Here is an 18,044-nt window from a genome sequence, read left to right as displayed (position 1 = left end):
GACGTGTTAGGCATAACGCACTAACATGTTAGTTGTAAAGAGGTAATATGGCAGCGATGAAACCCGCCGGACCACAGGAAACGAGACGTTTGAAGCGGGCACGGAAGGAGTAGGCTTCCTCAGACGCCGTTTTCCTTAACGGCCTCCATAGCCACAAAAGTCGACGTACTGGCGACGAAAGGAAGGCTCGATATCTTCTCGCCGAGTACGAGACGGTAATTGGTGATGTCTGACGTGCGAATCTTCAAGAGATAGTCGAAGGCACCGGCGATCATGTGGCACTCCTCGACCTCCTGCAGCTTCCGCGCGGCGATATTGAAGGCCGTCAACGCGTGCTCACGCGTGTCGGAGAGCTTTACTTCAGTGAATGCGACGTGATTCTTCCCGAGTTTCTTCACATCGACGATCGCGCGAAAGCCAAGAATATAGCCATCTTCGATCAATCTCTTTAATCTGACCTGGCAGGGCGTGTTTGACAAACCGACCTTTTTGGCGAGGTCGGTAATGGACACGCGGCCATCGGCGACAAGGGCCTCGATGATCTTGTGATCGAATTGGTCGATTTCCCTGCCATTTGCGATAGTATTCACGATTTTGCCTCTATTTTTCGCACAAATTAGGCAAATATAGTTGCATGGCGCCAATTTCAAGTGAAATCGCCTTTATGGGATCTGCTATGTTCGGCCACTATCCTTCTCTGGAGCAACGACATGACGATCACCAACTATCCGGTGGCGAACGAAACCGTTAACGCGCAGTCTCGCGGCGCCGCAAATCCCTTCGAGGGTTTCGCGCCGGAAGTCCGACCGCAAAGCGATCTGCGCCGTGCCATTACAGCGGCTTACCGTACGCCGGAGACCGTTTGTGTCCCGCGCCTCGTTGACGCCGCAACGATCCCCGAAAAGCTCAGGCAGGGCGCCGCCGCAACCGCTCGCAAGCTCATTGAGGCGCTCCGCGCCAAGCACAAGGGCACTGGCGTCGAAGGTCTCGTCCACGAATACTCGCTTTCGAGCCAGGAGGGCGTTGCACTGATGTGTCTCGCCGAAGCGCTGTTGCGCATTCCCGATACCGCGACGCGCGATGCCCTGATCCGCGACAAGATCGCCGAAGGCGATTGGAAGTCGCATCTGGGCGGTGGTCGTTCGCTCTTCGTGAATGCCGCGACCTGGGGGCTCGTCGTCACCGGCAAACTCACCTCCACGGTCAACGATCGTAACCTTTCAGCCGCACTCACCCGCCTGATCGCACGCTGCGGCGAGCCTGTCATCCGGCGCGGCGTCGACATGGCGATGCGCATGATGGGCGAGCAGTTCGTCACCGGCGAGACGATCGACGAGGCGCTGCAACGGGCCAAGCCGCTGGAGCAGCGCGGTTTCCGCTATTCCTACGATATGCTCGGCGAGGCCGCCACCACTGGCGCGGATGCCGAACGCTACTGCAAAGACTATGAAGCGGCGATCCATGCTATCGGCAAGGCCTCTGACCGACGCGGCATCTACGAAGGTCCCGGCATTTCGATCAAGCTTTCGGCCCTGCATCCACGCTATTCAAGAGCCCAGAGCGGGCGCGTGATGGGCGAGTTGTTGCCGAAGGTCAAGGCGCTTGCGCTGATTGCCAAGACCTACGACATCGGCTTCAACATCGATGCCGAGGAGGCAGATCGGCTGGAGCTGTCTCTCGATATTCTTGAGACGCTGTGCCTCGATGAAGAGCTTACCGGCTGGAACGGAATGGGCTTCGTTGTCCAGGCCTATGGCAAGCGCTGTCCCTTCGTGCTCGACTACATCATCGATCTTGCCCGCCGCGCGGGTCGCCGCATCATGGTTCGCCTCGTCAAGGGCGCCTATTGGGACGCCGAAATCAAGCGCGCGCAACTCGATGGCCTTGACGACTTCCCCGTCTTTACCCGCAAGATCTACACCGACGTCTCCTACATCGCCTGCGCCAAGAAGCTGCTTGCTGCAACCGATGCAGTCTTCCCGCAGTTTGCGACCCACAATGCGCAGACGCTCGCCACCATCTACCACATGGCTGGCTCCGATTACTATGTCGGCAAGTATGAGTTCCAGTGCCTGCATGGCATGGGTGAGCCGCTGTACGACGAGGTTGTCGGCCGGCAGAACCTCAATCGTCCGTGCCGCATCTACGCGCCCGTGGGCACCCATGAAACCCTGCTTGCCTACCTCGTGCGCCGTCTTCTTGAAAACGGCGCCAACTCGTCGTTTGTAAACCGGATCGCCGACCCCAATGTCTCGATCGACGAACTCGTCGCCGATCCCGTTGACATCGTCGCCAGGATGCAGGTGCCCGGTCAAAAGCACGATAAGATCGCGCTTCCCTCCGACCTGTACGGTCAGCGCCGCAACTCCGCCGGCTTTGATATCTCCAATGAGACTTCCTTGCAGGCGTTGACAGAGGCGCTGAAGATGAGTGCCACGATCTCGTGGACAGCCGCGCCAAGCGGTCCGATCGAGGTGGATCCAGCGGCCCGCGACGTCGTCAACCCCGCCGACAAGCGCGACGTTGTCGGCACTGTACGCGAGGCAAGCGCGCAAGAGGCGGCCGCAGCAGCGGTGGTCGCGCTGAAGGCCGCGCCGTCCTGGGCATTGGTCTCGCCAGCGGAAAGAGCGACACTGCTTGATCGCGCTGCTGACATCATGCAGGCGAGAATGGAAACCTTGCTGGGCCTCATCATGCGCGAAGCCGGCAAATCGCTGCTGAACGCCGTCGCCGAAGTGCGCGAGGCGATCGACTTCCTGCGCTACTACGCTGAGCAAACCCGCCGCACGCTTGGCCCGTCGCATGCGCCGCTTGGACCGGTGGTGTGCATCAGCCCCTGGAACTTCCCCCTGGCAATCTTTACGGGGCAGGTCGCCGCAGCTCTTGTCGCCGGCAACCCGGTTCTCGCCAAGCCTGCGGAGGAGACCCCCCTGATCGCCGCCGAAGCAGTCCGTATCCTGCACGAGGCCGGTATTCCTTCCGATGTCGTGCAGCTGGTGCCGGGAGACGGAAGGGTAGGGGCAGCTTTAGTCGCAGCACCGCAAGCTGCTGCGGTGATGTTCACCGGCTCCACTGAGGTCGCAAGGATCATCCAGGCGGAGCTTGCGAAGCGCCTATCGAAGGACGGCAAGCCAATCCCGCTGATCGCCGAAACGGGCGGCCAGAACGCCATGATTGTCGATTCCTCGGCGCTCGCCGAACAGGTCGTCGGCGACGTGATCGCTTCGGCCTTCGACAGCGCCGGACAGCGCTGCTCGGCGCTGCGCATTCTGTGCCTGCAGGAAGACGTCGCGGATCGCACGCTGACGATGTTGAAGGGCGCATTGCGCGAGCTTTCGATCGCCAACACCAATCGGCTGGCCTCGGATATCGGCCCGGTGATCACCGCTGAAGCCAAGGATATCATTGAAGCGCACGTAGACGCCATGAGCCGTTCCGGCTGTGCCGTCGAGCGCGTCGCCTTACCGGATGCGACCCAAAACGGAACCTTCGTTGCGCCAACGATCATCGAGATCAAAAAGATCTCGGAACTAAAGCGCGAGGTGTTCGGGCCTGTTCTGCACGTCATCCGGTGGCGTCGTCAGGACCTCGGCCGCCTGATCGACGAGATCAATGCGACGGGCTACGGCCTGACTTTCGGCCTCCACACGCGCCTCGACGAAACGATCGCCAATGTGACGTCCCAGGTGAAGGCCGGCAACCTTTATGTGAATCGGAACGTCATCGGTGCTGTCGTCGGCGTCCAGCCCTTCGGCGGCCGCGGCTTGTCGGGCACCGGCCCCAAGGCGGGCGGTCCTCTCTATCTCGGAAGGCTGGTCACCACGCCGCCTATTCCACCCCAGCACAGCTCCGTTTATAGCGACCCCGCACTTTCAGACTTTGCGAAGTGGCTGGATCAGCAGGGCCTTTCCGAGGATGCGGAAATGGCGCGCCATCTCGGCAGCCAGTCGGCCCTGGGGCTCGAAACCGAACTCGCCGGCCCGGTCGGCGAGCGCAATCTCTATGCGCTTCATCCCCGCGGTGTGATCTTGTGCGCTCCGGTCTCGCAAACCGGTCTCGTTCGCCAGGTCTCGGCCGTGCTCGCCACCGGCAACAGCGCAATCATCCACGCCGACGAGAGCCTTCGCTCGACACTGAACCGTGTTCCCGTCAGTGTCGCCCGGCGGATTTCCTGGAAGGAGACCTCCACCGATGCTGAAGCAATGGCCGGCGCCCTAATCGAAGGCGATGCCGACCGTGTCTCGGCCATGCTGGCAGAAGTCGCCGCGATGCCGGGTGCGCTGCTGCTCACCCAGTCAGCCTCGACGGAGCAGCTTGAGCGCGACCCGGATGCGTATTGCCTCAACTGGCTTCTGGAGGAGGTGTCCACCTCCATCAACACCGCCGCAGCCGGCGGCAATGCCAGCCTGATGTCGATAGGGTAGGCAGGTCGGCTACAACTTCATCCTCCGAGCCAGGCGCGACCATTCGGGCCCGGCTCTCCTGTATCCGCTGAGGTCGACACAAAAGGACCGGCGCAATCAACTTTCCAAGGGCATCGATTCGGATCATAGACCGGCTCGCCGCAATACAGATTTTAAGGTCCTCGGTGCGGGCAGCATGCGTGATCACCTAGAGGCCCTTGGTGACCAGCCGACCATCGCCGACGGCCGGCTTCATTGCTGCCGGTCACGGCTTCCTTGCATCGGCGACTTCATGCAGCAACGCCTTCATGTCTCGCGTCGGAAGACTTGATCGCTTTGCGCCTCCAATTTGCGGCCGCAGTTAAATATTACGCAAGAACAGCGGCCTCACCATCGTTTTAGATATTATGTATATATGGTGGTAGGCTAAACTGAGGGACTGGCTATGCAAGTTGCCCGATCCACCGTCGCGACAGTTTCCCAAAGCACCCTTTCAACTATCTTCCGTCTCGCCCTGATCTTGCTCGGGACGTTGATACCGGCTTCGCTCGCCCACCCCTGCGTCGCCATTTCCGATGTGGCCTTCACCGCAAAGCATGGCGGTCCGGAATCTGGTGATATTCTGGAGAAGACAGGCAACAGCCATCAAGACTCATCGAATGCTGTCGCGAGTGCCCTTCAGAGCGTCTTTACTGCGCTCAATGAGATTCAAGCCAGTGTCGTGACTGGGCCGGTGCTGGAAAGAGCTCTTATTAAGAGCCGCAATGACGCGATCAGCGGATCAATGCCAATTCCTCCGTATATTCGAGAGCAATTGACCGGCTACGCGACCGAAGACTCGATGAACCGTGTCCGGTACAAGATCGGCAACGACGACTCTCTAAACCTTGCTCATCTGCTAGAGAAGGGAGGCTTTGCGGACGCCGTCACCCTGATCGACGTGGTGGTATTTCGCGAACCCAGCGCGGCCGCGAACGTCTCCGCGTGGGCGCATGAACTGACACATGTCGACCAGTTTCGAGACTGGGGCGTACACAATTTTGCCGTTCAATATGCGCGGAATTGGCGGCGCGTCGAAAGTCCGGCCTACGCCAAAGGCGACGGCTTTTGCAATTGGCGACAATCCCAAAAGGTCGGACGTATACGACAGGCCGCACCGCAGCGCCGCGCCGCCCCAATCGAATGCAGCTCACGCTTCAACGACGAGTGAGTCCGAACGAGTGCGGTTTCTGCGTCGTGCATATTGGTGAGAGGAGGAGGTGAAGCCGCTGTTACACCAAAGGCACGGCGGACCTCGTCCTACCCATCACGCAGGTGGCCGAGATACGAGCGGGCGTGGACAACAACGAAGTCGATTTCGCGTCGGTATGCCGCTGCATGCAGCCGTATCCCATGGCTCTCTGAGCACTTGGTGGCGACGAATCCGACAAGATGCGTGGTTGATAAGGGGGAACGGTCGATTCCGACAATATCGTGATTGCCGGCTAGATGTGAGCGCCGACAATGCGCGGCCAACTCGCCCGAGCTACCACAAAACAGTATCCGCATAAATTACTTCCAGAACACTCCCTGTCGAAAACCCCAATTTGCGAGCCATAGGCGCTGTAGCCTCTTCCATCCCTTAACCGCCCGAATGACGATAGGAGGCGGGATTTTTCGGTGATCTCCAACTGTTCCTCTCCGAACCACAGGGGCATGCGGATCTAGCAGGAACGCGACAACCACACTGGAGCTCTTTGCCCTCATCGTAAGGGGGGTACCAGACAAAAGCAGTCCTTGTTCGCGCTCGTCAAACTTCTGCCCGTCGGCAACGACTGAACCCCTGAACACGTGGAAATAGAGGTCGCGTCCAGGCATGTGCGGGAATTCCACAACCGCGTCAGCCTCCAGCCGGATATCAAAGAAATCGACCGCATTGCGCACGTAGAAGGGGGCCTTGCTACCCTCCGGTCCTACGAGATGCCGCCACAAGTTCGGCTCCGCCGGTGGGATAGGTCCGTGCTGAATCTTGGGTTCGAGATCCATCGCAGAGGGCCGCACAAGAACTTGCAGCATGCGCAAGGGCGGATCGGACTGTAGCGTCTCTTCAGAGTGCCAAAAGCTGCGTCCGGCATTCATCACCATAAGGCTGTTTCTGTCGGTAATCAGTCGGCCCGTGATTTTGTCTTCGTGGCGCATCACACCAGCCGGCACCCAGGAGATGATTTCATCGTTTCGGTGCTCGTGCATCGCAATGACCCGACCCGGATGGAGGATGGATTCGACGACCATAGCGAGAGGACCGTGACCGTGATCAGTCGGCTTGTGTTGCAGCCATCCAGGCATGTTGATGTGGACGATGAAGCCTCCCATGTCGCGGACGACAGATGTGCGTTCACCTTTGATCAGCACAGAGTCCTCCTCATTTTGAGCGTCAGCGCCTTACCTCGCAAACCCGGCACCAAGAATACCATTCCCAATCCGGGTCAGGCAGCTTTCCCGGTAGATCGCAGATCCTCAAACACCTGTGTCTGAGCGCACGGAAAATCGCCGAACCATGCCGTCCGAGTTTCCCGGCAATGACATCACGCTGATGCCTGCCATCCGCCAGCGGGTGATCTTGCGACGTTCATCCATATCGATCTGCGAGCAGGTGCGCTTCATAGCTGTCCGGAGGGGAGGTCTTGGACGCGCTCGACGAGTGCGGGGAAAAGCCGACGCCTAAGACAATCAAGGTGAGGAATAGATGATCCTGAAATTTCTATTGAAGACTTCATTCGCACCATGAGGATTTGCCGCTAAGTTATTAAATCCGCAAGCATCGAGATCATCGAATGTGCGTTCTGGCCACTTGCGCGGGTTTTGAGCGTCGTCACCAATCGTCCGGCGGACGCGACGTGCGCGTGCGGACGTTAACGATCCGGACGGGGATCAGAAGAATGCACGCGCCGAAAAATCCGAGAACGAGAAATTCGAGCCACCCCCCGTAATGGAAGCCCGCGGCTTCCGCAAGCGCATTGAGAACAACCGCTCCTGTTACACCGACAGCGACATATCCGAACCGGGCGTGGGCATGCATAAATTTGTTTGCCATCCAACCCGCCGCGCCGCCCACGATGATGGCAGTTCCCCAGTCAACCGGCCCCTCGTTGATCATGTTCGTCTCCGCCCGTTTGAACCGGCTCACGATATGTCGTCGTCAGACGACGATGGCGTTAAAGCCAGGTGAGAAGGTCCTGTGCTCCGACTTTTGCAAAAGAACGGACGTCACTCCTACTTCGCCAGGAAGACCTATGAGGTCATCGATCACCGAGAATGTGCCGTAAGCGTCCTTGCAGATCGGATACCGAGAGCCTTGATTGTCCTTCACCAAAGCCGCGCTCCACATGCCAATTCTATAACAAGTGCCGGGAGCATTGAAGTAGCCTACGCGTGAGACAATGCGAGGATACAGTAAGATACGCACGCTGCGCGTGGCCGGCTGCTATTATAGCCACTACGGGGCTATTGCATCGGCCGAATCCCACCATCGGTTCGAGTGGCACTTTGCCTCATAGGGGGTCGGATGCCCGCCCATGACGGAAGGAATTCGAAAGCAGTCTCTGCAGCCGGGATTGGAACGGCAGCCATGGCGGAGCTTCGCCAGACGCCTCTGCTTGCACTTCTCATATTCGTTCCACTCATCCTTACGGCCGAGCGCCTCTTGCCTGATGCACACACACTGTTGTTCGTGCTTTCGGTTGTTGCGATCGTCCCTCTGGCTGCACTACTGAGCCGCGCCACCGAAGCGGTCGCGGCCGAAACCGGAGACGCTATCGGCGGCTTGCTCAATGCAACACTCGGAAATTTCACGGAGCTCGCGATCTCGCTTGCAGCCCTGCAAGCCGGCCAATACCTGCTCGTGAAGGCGATTGCAGGGGCCATCGTGACCAACAGCCTCCTCATGCTCGGTGGTTCCTTCCTTCTTGGGGTCTTCGCCATCACGTGCAGGAATTCAATCGGGTCAATGCCCGGTTTCAACCCTGCCTGCTATTCCTGGTGACTGTGGCTGTTCTCGTGCCTTCGGTGATCAGCGATGTCGATCAGGTGTCACTCGGTGCTGTCTCTCAAGAACTGAGCCTCGGTCTGGCAATACTCCTCATCGCCGTCTATGCGATGGGAATGCTCTTTTTCCTAAAGACGCATCGGGAACTGTCTGCCAGCGTCGGTAATGCCGAGGAAGCCCACGGCCCCTGGCCGCTTTCGGTGAGCATCGTCATACTCGTCGTTGTGACAGTTTTCGTCGCGCTATTCAGCGAGATTTTTGTCGGGTCGGTCCAGGTCGCGGCCGCTCGTCTCGGCATGACGCCGGCTTTCGTGGGGTTTATCGTCGTCGCACTTGTTGGCGGAGCGGCGGAGAACGCCGCTTGCCTGATTGCCCGGCGCGCGGCGACGCAGCCAGTTATCCAACTCGGGGACGCCGGAGTTGAATCCGGCGAGATCGTGATGATCGGCAGCGGGCCGGGGAGGTGAGTGTCACGCCTCATCCCACGGCGCTTTGGTCGTCATGGTGCGCTTCAGGTGTTCATTGGGTTGCGCCTGCGCCGGCGCGTCGAGTCGGGCCAGAAACTCCGCGTAGATGTCAGGGCTGACGGTAAGAATGGTACGGTCGAGCAGCACCTCCTCGGCTCGGCGCTCGGACGCTTCCAGCATGGAATCCGTGCGTGTCTTGCCAAGCAGTTCGGCCGCGCGGTCGATCAGGTTGCGAGCCGCCGGCTTGATGCGAATGTTCAGCGGGACGCTGGTCTCGGGTTTTTTGCGAGTGTGCGACGTTGGCATGGCGAACTCCTAATCTGCCCGCAAAATAATGTAACGACATCATCTTTACAGGTATGTACGTGTGATGCCCGCGTTGACCAGCACGTCAAGAGGCGGCACTTCGCATCTCAAACTGGCCCAACTATCGCATTACTAATGTAGAACGTAACTAAGACGCAGGAAACCGGGCGCCGGTTCATTGATTTCATTATATCGTTTTAACCGTCGCACGCCGCCAATCCATCTCACCGATCCAATGATGAAGGCGCTCCCTAGGCCTCGTCGCACCTGGACTATCTACACAGGCTTTTCGTCAAAGCCGCAAATGGTGGCGACTTTGGTAGCCAGGGACAAGGCGGAAGCGGCGCTTCTTCACCCAGTAATAGCAGGGGGCACGTCGCTATATATTCAGAATTACTGGCAATAACTGTATAGCTTCAATTGCAATTTAGTACATTGCAATATAATAATACGCACCTATGTCGTGCCTCGATTTCCTTAGAGATGAGAGCACGTAAGACAAGCAACTTCCAAGATGTTTCTTGGAAAATAACCTTGAAATTCAAACGATGTTTGAGGACGTGCCGATTATTCGGCGCGACGACTTCTGTTGTATTCGGAGGGAGAATTCAGCATGGGGTACAGAGAGGATTTTAGTAACGACACAGGCTGGTCGGCGGTCGATGTTAGTACACGGCTTGAGAATAACCGCCACTCGTCCTTCCTTTCATTCCTTCGGGAGAAGGGAGTGGACACGATCATCCGTTACTACGCCAGCAGACCACGGCCAAAAACAACTACAAAGGAAGAGGCCATCTTTCTCAGCGGCGAGGGGTTCAGCATTCTTCCCGTTTTCCAAGACAGTAGCAGAAGCATCACGAACTTTTCCACGACGATAGGTAAGAGGAATGCTGCAAGCGCAGCTGACTTCGCCGGGAAGATCGGACAGCCGGCGAAGGGCAAGAAGAGTGCGATTTTCTTTGCCGTCGACGCCGACTACAACGCTTCGGAAATAGATGGCCCGATCGTCGACTATTTTGAGGCTGTAAACCGTGAGATCGGTGATGACTTCGCGATTGGCGCGTACGGTAGCGGCGCGGTTTTGTCTAAGCTCCTGCACGAACGCCTTATTCGGTTGCCATGGATCTCGATGTCACGAGCCTTTCTCGGAACAGAGCAGTTTTTCTACTCGCGGAAGTGGGCGATGCGGCAAGTCCCGCCAGACCGATCTCATCCGGCGTCAGGCGTGGGATATGACCGGAACGTCGTCGCAGTTTCCGCCAAGGAGTTGGGCGCGTTTCAAGTCGACGCCAGCGGGAATGGTTTCTTGGTATGGGATGAGAACCTCGACGCGACGTTGGGACAAGGCCACAGGGTTGTCGAATTCAGGGAACCCAGTGCAGCGGAGCGGTTCGTGGCAACCGATGGGCTTCGACTTCGAAATGCCCCGAACGGAGTGATCATACGGGATCTCACAATCGGTGAACGTGTAGAGGTAACTGGCGACGCTGGAAACGCGTGGCTATACGTCCGGGCAGGCAGCACGGACGGCGTGGCATTTGGCAAATATCTCAGGGAACCCGCCCGTCCCGCAGTCGAAGCTCTCCTACAGGCAACATTCGCAGAGTGGCTTCGCTTCGAGAAGGGTGAGGCAAACGAGAAAGCCGATCCTTACTATCGCTATGTGCGCGATATGTGGGCGGCCATCGGCGAGCCCTACGATGGGCGCAGTAAGTATTCCAATGGTGAAGACGTTCCTTGGTCGGCGGCATTCATCTCATGGGTCGTTCGACAGGCCGGGCAGGGATACGAAAACTTCAAGTTTGCCGCGCGCCACTCGGAGTTCGTGAACAATGCCATCAAGGCCCGGGTTACCAATCGCGAGGATAAGCCGTTCTGGGGCTATCGGACAGCTGAAAAAAGGCCGGAACTCGGCGACATAATTCAACGCAACAGAGGCGGAAACAACTTCAGCTACTCTTACGCTGAGAACCACGAGCAATATAACAGCCACTCCGACATCGTTGTAGAAGTTACGCCTGACGTCGTAAGGGTGATTGGCGGCAATGTCGGCGACACTGTTTCATACGCTGGTGATGTCCAGGAATACCATCTGGATGCTGGCGGATATCTGTTGCCAAATCAGAAAGTGATTGCCCTTCTCAAGAACCGGGTGGGATTGCTAGGGGGATGACACTCTTAGAGTGGTGTGAGCACGTCGGACCAGTTCTCAGCGGCGCGTCGGGAAAGCACCTTTACCAGCTCTCTGACGCGCTCAGCTTCTCAGGCCAGAAACCGCACTATCGTTGATCGGGCGAGAGGTCTGCACAGGTTTGGCTTTGACCGGAAACATTCAGCCAGCATGCAAAGGAAAGCTTGTTCGCCGTTTCGGAGCCGACGTCGGCACGCGCCACCTCTTCCGTATTATACGTCGTACCAGAGCTGATCATTATAAAACAGCACGAAACGGCATCTCAATTCCCACAGGTTCGTTGAATCCGAAAACTGTCTGATCTCGCTGTCTGTCGGTTAAGAGGCCTTCCAGGGAACTTCATATTGAAGCACCTCAGTCGGGCCGAGGATTTGCGGTCGCTGATTGTATTGAAGCTCTTCAAGCTGAGCGCCTGTTTTCGCTACCAGTTGCTCAAAACTTATCGTCTTTTCATGACGGAGGATGTTGGCGAGGCTATACGTGAATGCGCCGTAGCTGGTCGCTCCATGACGGTATTCATAAGACAATTGATCCTCCCCACAAGCTTCGATGATGACCGGAAGGTAAGGGCCCTTTGCGAGCACCGGGTCCTGCTTCTTGAGCGCGGTGTACTGCTTTGACGTAGTGCCACGCAGCATCGATGCGCGACCAATCCGCTGCGTGGAGCCGTCCTTTCCGAAATAGCCTTGAGCGAGACTGCTTTTCGATGTGAAGTCTTTGTTGATGCGCTCGAACTCGCGACTGACCCACATCTCCGTCTTGCAATCCCATTTCAGTTCGCGGTGCCGGATGTCATCGGGCGGAGTTATTCCGCGGGGTCTCGCGCCACCGTCGCGATGTATCCCGCCTGAGTGGCAGCAGTCGAAGATCATTACCAACCGGCAATCATAGGGCAGTTGGCTGTAAAGATCGTAGATCTGATCGTCAGCGACATACTTTTCCATCGACCAATCGAAATCCCAAGGGACGAGAGTTTCGACATAGTGGTCCGGCTCAAAGTTGTTGCCATATTCCGGCACCCGCGCGCCGTGGCCACTGTAATAGAATATCAGTTCGTCACCTGGCTCAGGGTCGTCGACGAGCCACTTGAGCCGCGAAATGATGCCTTCGGCAGTCGCCCTTTTGTCGAGGCAAGTACGAATAGCTTCTGGTGGGACACCACAATCTTGGAGTACGGCGCTCATCGTGAATACGTCGTTGATGCACCCCTCAAGCCGGTTCGCAGCATCAGGATAATCGTTGATGCCTACTAACAAAGCCTTCTGTTTCCTTCGCGGCTTCCCGGCCCGGGCGCGGCCTTGGGCCACTATCGCAGGTGCAAATGTGCGCGCATTCGTCGCCTCCGCCGCTATCGAGCGCCACACATTAGCGATCGTCGCAGGATTGGTGATGTAGCCCACTGCAGAATGGTCGGCCATGCCTGGGTCGTCGAAAGGCGTTTCCGTTTGGCTGAAATTCCTCGCGTCCGGAAGCCGAATAGGCGCGGTGAAGACGTCATCGTGAACGTTATAGAGATGGTACCAGAATCTCAGGTCGAGCGGCTGAATGCGTCCGTTCGTGAGGTTCCTGATAACGAATGGGTTAGCGATCTGAGATCCAAACGTCACATATCGTATCCGCGCCAGCGCTTGGGCGACCTCGTCCGACTTTGCGTCAGGGTGGGTGAACGCGTTGTAGGTTATTAACGAACCCAAGCTGTGTGCCAAGACGACATCCGGCTTTTGCTTTACAATGGCATCTAGGACGCGGTCGCGGGTCGCTTTCTTGAATTTCTCATCCTGGACCCATTCCACAACATAGCCCGCTGTCCATTTGATGCGGTCGGATATATCGGATACAAATCCGCGGTCACGTCGTCCGATTTCGGAGACGCCGCTTTTAGCCAGTTTCCAAATCGCAGCGACGCTTTCTGCGAAGGTAATTTCGGTATCGGCAAAAATGTCGTCATAAGTTAGGAACTCGGGGACATACGACAGGCCGGGCAGGCGAGGGAAAGCCGTCTCCAATGCTTTCGTCCACAGCGCCTCCCAGCCAGACGTACGCTGATCGCCGAGGCCATGAACGCATAGGATTTTCAGAACCTTGTCAGCCATTGCCCCCTCCAAGCTTATGTGAATAGTGCAAAATTCTGTACTTATCGACGATCCCGCAGCTTCGCGACGTCGATATCAGTAATTGCAAAATAAAAATCTCGAAGAGGTTCGGATCGTATTTTAGATCTACTCCGAACATGAATATTAATACGTCGATTTTGCGAGAAGTCGAGTGCAGATGTTAAATTTGCAATCTTATCGTGTTTGGGGACCGTCAGCCACGGTGTGAGCGGAGTCGATTGATGCGCTGGGGCGGCAACGTCCCGGGATGTGTGGTTGAAGCGGGTGTCAATAGGGTCTAGGTCCAGCCCTGGCCTGCGAATTACGGTTTTAAACCAACGAGCCCAAGGACTTTGGTGATCACGTCCAGTATTGAGGCTGCCGTAACCATGCCGTTCGCCAGGGTGTTTCGAGCCTGGGCAACAGCACACTTCAACTTTGCGGCTACAACCAAATGTTGAAGTAATCAATTTAGAAACGCGACATTATCCTATTCAGGATTACTGATTTTGCAAGATTCTATATTTGCAGATACGCAGACGCGAGCCGCCGGCCGGCTGGAGCTGGTCGGGGTTGCGCAACCTGGTCGGCGGCGGATGGCTCAAGCGCAAGAATAGACTTTAGCTTTCTCAACCGGATCGCTTACATCACTCGGCAACGCGCTGGCTCGCCAACACCTGCCGCCGTCGGGCGATAACGGCAGGATCCTTCGTAAAATCCGTTTTCCGTCCTGGCTTGGTGCCGCGCTTCTGATAGCCGTTGCTCTGGCTGCCATCGCGGATGCCGAACATATGATCCGTCTGCCCAGTCCGACGCGGGCCGCTTTTGCTGCGTTGCTGTTGGCGCCCGGCCTGCAGCTCAGCGACGATCGACAGCATGTCATCCAGCCGTTTGTTCTCGACCACCTCGGAGCGATGCACGGACCGTAACGTGTCGAAGGTTCTGTAGGGCAGGGAGGCTTCCCCGTCTGTGATCTCGAGGCGCCCGTCGGGATAGTCGCAAACGACCACCTTCTTGCCCGCCAGCGCCGTTGCGCGCTCTGTCGGATCCAGAATGAACATCACCTTGTCATAGCGCAGCGTCAAGGAATTCGACACCTTAGGAACCTCCTTGCGGCACATGGCCCCATCGAGGTTCTCGTGATCGGTCAGCGGCCGATGCATGTCCTTCGAATTGCGTGGTGGCTTGCCGAAACGAAAGTTGAAATCCGCCATGAACTCCGGCGCATAGGCATTGGCCGCCTCGATCGTATCGATACCGCGCAGCCGCAATTCCTTCACCAGCCGATCCTGCAGCGTCTGATTGGCGCGCTCCACACGGCCTTTCGCCTGCGGGGTGTTGGCGCAGATAATGTCGATGTTCAGCTCATAAAGCGCCCGGCCGAATTGCGTCAGACCGCTCGTGCGGTCCTTCATCGAGGCATGCGTGCTGCGAAAAACACCGTGTTTGTCACTGTAAAACGCAATCGGCTTGCCCCATTGCTGTAAATAGGCATTCGTCGCGTGCAGGTAGTCAAAGGTGTTCTCAGAGGCGGCAAAGCGCAAATGCAACAGCTTGCCCGTCGCATAATCTTGCTTCCCAACGCTGACGTTCGACCAGCATCCCAAGAGGCGACGACTGTCGCATCTCTAACTGGCCCAACTGTCGCATTACTAAATAGCCGCTACACCACCTTGTGGCATAATCAACATTATGGAACATCCGAGCGGTTTCATTGCTCTGTTGCTTTTTGCATTTAAACCGCCGTTCACTCTGTCGCGTCCAACGAAATAATATACGGGCGAACGATTGATTGGATTCATCCAGCCTAAAGTTCACCCAGTCCTTCGTAAATCCCACTTTCCCGCTGTGGCTCCATTCACACGTTCAGCCTCAATGGCGCCGACCTTCAGACGCGGCTTGCTTGTAGACTTCAGTCCGTACGAACTCATGGTGCTCGCCGTGGCCAAACTCGGCGGATTGATCAACCGGTGGAATATCAACCAAACTTCGTCGAAGCCTGGCCCTGTCCGCTTGAGGAAATCTGCAAAGCACTATTCAATATCTTTCAGAGACGCGTATTTGGGCGACCCTCATTGAAAGAGTTCGATGTGCTTGGTCCTAGTTCGATCAATGACACTTTGCGGCGTGCCGCGGCGGACGCAGCAAGCCCGGCAAAGCCGAGAACGAGAAACAGGATAGACGCGCCAACAGCGGTGGTGCTCGCAATCACGACGGTGCCTATCCTTGCGGCCTCAGATAAAATCAATCGTGTCCCCGTTTTTTCGCATCGAGCCAAATGCGGTCATGGACTGAAGACCGGCAGTTCATGGCACCAACCTGACGTCCAATCTTACACTGCCAACAGTACGGCTGAATCTGGCTAGCAGATCATGCATGATACCGAGATCACGACCTTCGAAAAGGTAAAGGCTTGATTGATCGCGTACCTCGGCTTTGGGTCGCCCGCCGCTGAACGAACACTCAAACTGACCGCAAGTCACATACAATTCCGCAGCATCATTGCTACAGCGAGGAATTGTAAATTCAAGCCGTATATCACCATCGTCGATTAAGACGCAGGTTTCCTCGGGTACGCACGTGGTTTCTCCTCCTTTAGGCTCTTTCCCCTTCAGCACAATTCCGTAGGTCACTTTGTAATCAGCGTGACGCTCTTGGGATTTTGCCTCATTCGCCCCGAACGCGAGCACTGCTATGATGATCACGACGCGCCAAATTCTCACAATATCACCCAGCTAAAAGAAATTGGTTGCAATAGAAGCCCATGGAGTGATCGATCGCAAACGATGTAGCTCACCACGTGGTGTCCGCTTAGCGCCCGAGAGTCGACATTTACCGATGTCCGCAAGGCGCTAATTGCGGACTTCGTCACGCTCATGACAGACGACCGACAGGGGGCCGGTTCCCGCTGGTCTGCTTCTGGTGCCGCATCTTCGAAAGCGGACGCAATGTTCCAATCCATCGTCACCCATTGACGTGGGCATTTTTCACCACAATAGGCCCAAAGCCGACATCGAAGTTCGCATTGTGTAACGGCCGCTTTGCGCCCTCATCTTGGTCGTTCACACCACCCGCTCTGGCATCTGGAAGCAGTCAGACCGCTTCTCGGGCGCTCACGTCCGGAAAGCGCCAGACGCGGCCATTATGGCTGCCGCCCCCTATTCTGTGACATCGCAGAAGTTGAGAAAACAAGTGTCGCTTTAATCGGGATTTCTCTAATCGGCCCTCACGGGTCAAGCCCTTCAAACTTGTTTTCTCCGCCGGTTGGATATCGCTCGCGGACCCTTGCTTCTCTCCGAGATCGGCACGTCGGCCCTCTCATGTTAGGGTCAGGAGGATGGGGCAGCACAATCTTTTGCTCGCCTTTTCGAAGGCAATCCCGATTTCGTGCTTGCCCCACCCGTCGTCCCGCGAGGGACATCTTTCGCCAGCGGCGAAACTGTTACCTACCGTACCTATTTCCGTGCATCCGCGTTTATGCTGCGGTCGGCATATCCTTCCGCGAGAACTGGAAGTCGCTGCCATTCACCCACATTCTGTGCAGCACCACGGCCAGGCGGCGCGCCAGCGCCACGATGGCTTTCCTTACGCCCCGAAGTTTCGCGATCTTCATCGCCCAGGCCTTCAACCACGACCATTTCTGTGAGCGAAACAGCATTGCCTGTGCAGCTTCGTAGAGCAGCGTCCGCATCATGTCGTCTCCGCAGCATGATATCTTTCCCTGTCGTCTTATCTCACCCGACTGATATTGCGACGGCGTCAGGCCCAACGCGGCGCCGACAGCCTTCGATTTGGCGAAGCGAGCCGGAACATCGATGCAGGCGACGAAGGCGAGAGCGACGATCGGCCCGACGCCGGGCACGGTCATGAAACGCCGGACGAGGTCGTTGTCGCGGGCAAGGGCAAGAACCTGCCGATGCAAAGCCGCCAATTGTTCTCGCAGAACCCTGCGCACGATCAGCATCGGCTCGACGGAGGCAGCAATATCCGGCATCCGCTCGACCAGCTCTCGCACACGAGGCTCGAAGCTGTTCCCTCGTGCGATCCCAACCTTCAGGCCAAAGTTGCGCAGCGTCCCGCGCAGATCGTTTTCGATGTCGATGGCTTTCGCCTGCAAAATCTTGCGGTGAGTCAGCAGCATTCGGATCTTTTGGCTGCGGACGGTTTTCACATGCACCGGACGATACAAGCCGACCCGCATCATGGCGGCGATGCCACGCGCATCGTTGCGGTCGGTCTTGTTCACCGGAGACTGCGCCCTGATCATGGCGCGCATCTGCCGAGTTTCGACGCAGATCGCCGGTAGGCCGGCCTCGGTCAGCCCGTTCCAGAGCCAGGTGCCAAGCGGACCGGCCTCCAATCCCACCCGCTTGAGCGGATAAGCGGGATCGCAGAGCACCGCAAGCAAGTCCTCAGGCTCGCTGGCAACCTTGGCCTCGCGAACGACCTTGCCGGCTCCATCTATGATGCAAACGCTTGTTTCCTTGACCGAGACGTCCAATCCAGCAAAATATTCCATGCTGCGCTTCTCCATCTGATGCTTGGGGCTATGTTACGTAG

The 18,044-nt window shown here is 57.2% G+C and carries 9 protein-coding genes and 3 pseudogenes; 4 read left to right on the top strand and 8 right to left on the bottom strand.

Annotation, left to right across the window (positions count from 1 at the left end):
* Window positions 1-119 precede the first annotated feature (119 nt).
* Window positions 120-590, bottom strand: a complete 471-nt coding sequence (locus tag ACSQ9D_RS27590; RefSeq protein WP_436284993.1) for an Lrp/AsnC family transcriptional regulator — start codon at window positions 588-590, stop codon at window positions 120-122.
* Window positions 591-710: 120 nt separating this feature from the next.
* Here ACSQ9D_RS27590 and putA point away from each other — a divergent pair, with 120 nt between their 5' ends.
* Both putA and ACSQ9D_RS27580 read left to right on the top strand, forming a co-directional pair.
* Window positions 711-4,424, top strand: coding sequence for a trifunctional transcriptional regulator/proline dehydrogenase/L-glutamate gamma-semialdehyde dehydrogenase (gene putA / locus ACSQ9D_RS27585; RefSeq protein WP_436284992.1), 3,714 nt, complete (start codon window positions 711-713; stop codon window positions 4,422-4,424).
* A 424-nt stretch (window positions 4,425-4,848) separates the two neighbouring features.
* The gene (locus tag ACSQ9D_RS27580; RefSeq protein WP_436284991.1) at window positions 4,849-5,613 is read left to right on the top strand and encodes an eCIS core domain-containing protein; all 765 of its coding nucleotides are present in this window, start codon (window positions 4,849-4,851) and stop codon (window positions 5,611-5,613) included.
* Between the two features lie 341 nt (window positions 5,614-5,954).
* On the opposite strand, the gene ACSQ9D_RS27575 is transcribed toward ACSQ9D_RS27580, so the two are convergent.
* The 3 genes and pseudogenes from ACSQ9D_RS27575 to ACSQ9D_RS27565 form a co-directional block, all read right to left on the bottom strand.
* Window positions 5,955-6,794, bottom strand: a complete 840-nt coding sequence (locus tag ACSQ9D_RS27575; RefSeq protein ID WP_436284990.1) for a pirin family protein — start codon at window positions 6,792-6,794, stop codon at window positions 5,955-5,957.
* Between the two features lie 88 nt (window positions 6,795-6,882).
* Window positions 6,883-7,046 (bottom strand): annotated as a pseudogene (locus ACSQ9D_RS27570) (helix-turn-helix domain-containing protein); the annotation flags it as partial.
* 208 nt (window positions 7,047-7,254) lie between these two features.
* Complete coding sequence (locus tag ACSQ9D_RS27565; RefSeq protein ID WP_436284989.1) at window positions 7,255-7,539, bottom strand: GlsB/YeaQ/YmgE family stress response membrane protein; 285 nt, start codon at window positions 7,537-7,539, stop codon at window positions 7,255-7,257.
* Between the two features lie 408 nt (window positions 7,540-7,947).
* Between ACSQ9D_RS27565 and ACSQ9D_RS27560 the strand changes: the two are divergent.
* A pseudogene (locus ACSQ9D_RS27560) lies at window positions 7,948-8,810 on the top strand (calcium/proton exchanger); the annotation flags it as partial.
* Between the two features lie 87 nt (window positions 8,811-8,897).
* Here the strand turns inward: ACSQ9D_RS27560 and ACSQ9D_RS27555 are convergent.
* The gene (locus tag ACSQ9D_RS27555; RefSeq protein ID WP_436284988.1) at window positions 8,898-9,200 is read right to left on the bottom strand and encodes a DUF1778 domain-containing protein; all 303 of its coding nucleotides are present in this window, start codon (window positions 9,198-9,200) and stop codon (window positions 8,898-8,900) included.
* Between the two features lie 613 nt (window positions 9,201-9,813).
* Here ACSQ9D_RS27555 and ACSQ9D_RS27550 point away from each other — a divergent pair.
* Window positions 9,814-11,373 (top strand): DUF2272 domain-containing protein, encoded by a 1,560-nt coding sequence (locus ACSQ9D_RS27550; protein WP_436284987.1) that lies wholly within the window; start codon window positions 9,814-9,816, stop codon window positions 11,371-11,373.
* 335 nt (window positions 11,374-11,708) lie between these two features.
* Here the strand turns inward: ACSQ9D_RS27550 and ACSQ9D_RS27545 are convergent, their stop codons facing one another.
* From ACSQ9D_RS27545 to ACSQ9D_RS27535, 3 genes and pseudogenes are all read right to left on the bottom strand, one after another.
* Window positions 11,709-13,484, bottom strand: a complete 1,776-nt coding sequence (locus ACSQ9D_RS27545) for a caspase family protein (RefSeq protein WP_436284986.1) — start codon at window positions 13,482-13,484, stop codon at window positions 11,709-11,711.
* Window positions 13,485-14,131: 647 nt separating this feature from the next.
* A pseudogene (locus ACSQ9D_RS27540) lies at window positions 14,132-15,055 on the bottom strand (ISNCY family transposase); the annotation flags it as partial.
* A 1,904-nt stretch (window positions 15,056-16,959) separates the two neighbouring features.
* A complete protein-coding gene (locus ACSQ9D_RS27535) occupies window positions 16,960-18,003 on the bottom strand; it encodes an IS110 family transposase (protein WP_436284985.1) in 1,044 nt (347 codons plus the stop codon).
* Between the last annotated feature and the right edge of the window lie 41 nt (window positions 18,004-18,044).

The organism is Rhizobium sp. LjRoot258 (assembly GCF_964254185.1).
GTDB lineage: Bacteria > Pseudomonadota > Alphaproteobacteria > Rhizobiales > Rhizobiaceae > Rhizobium.
This window is presented reverse-complemented; position numbering and strand designations above follow the sequence as displayed.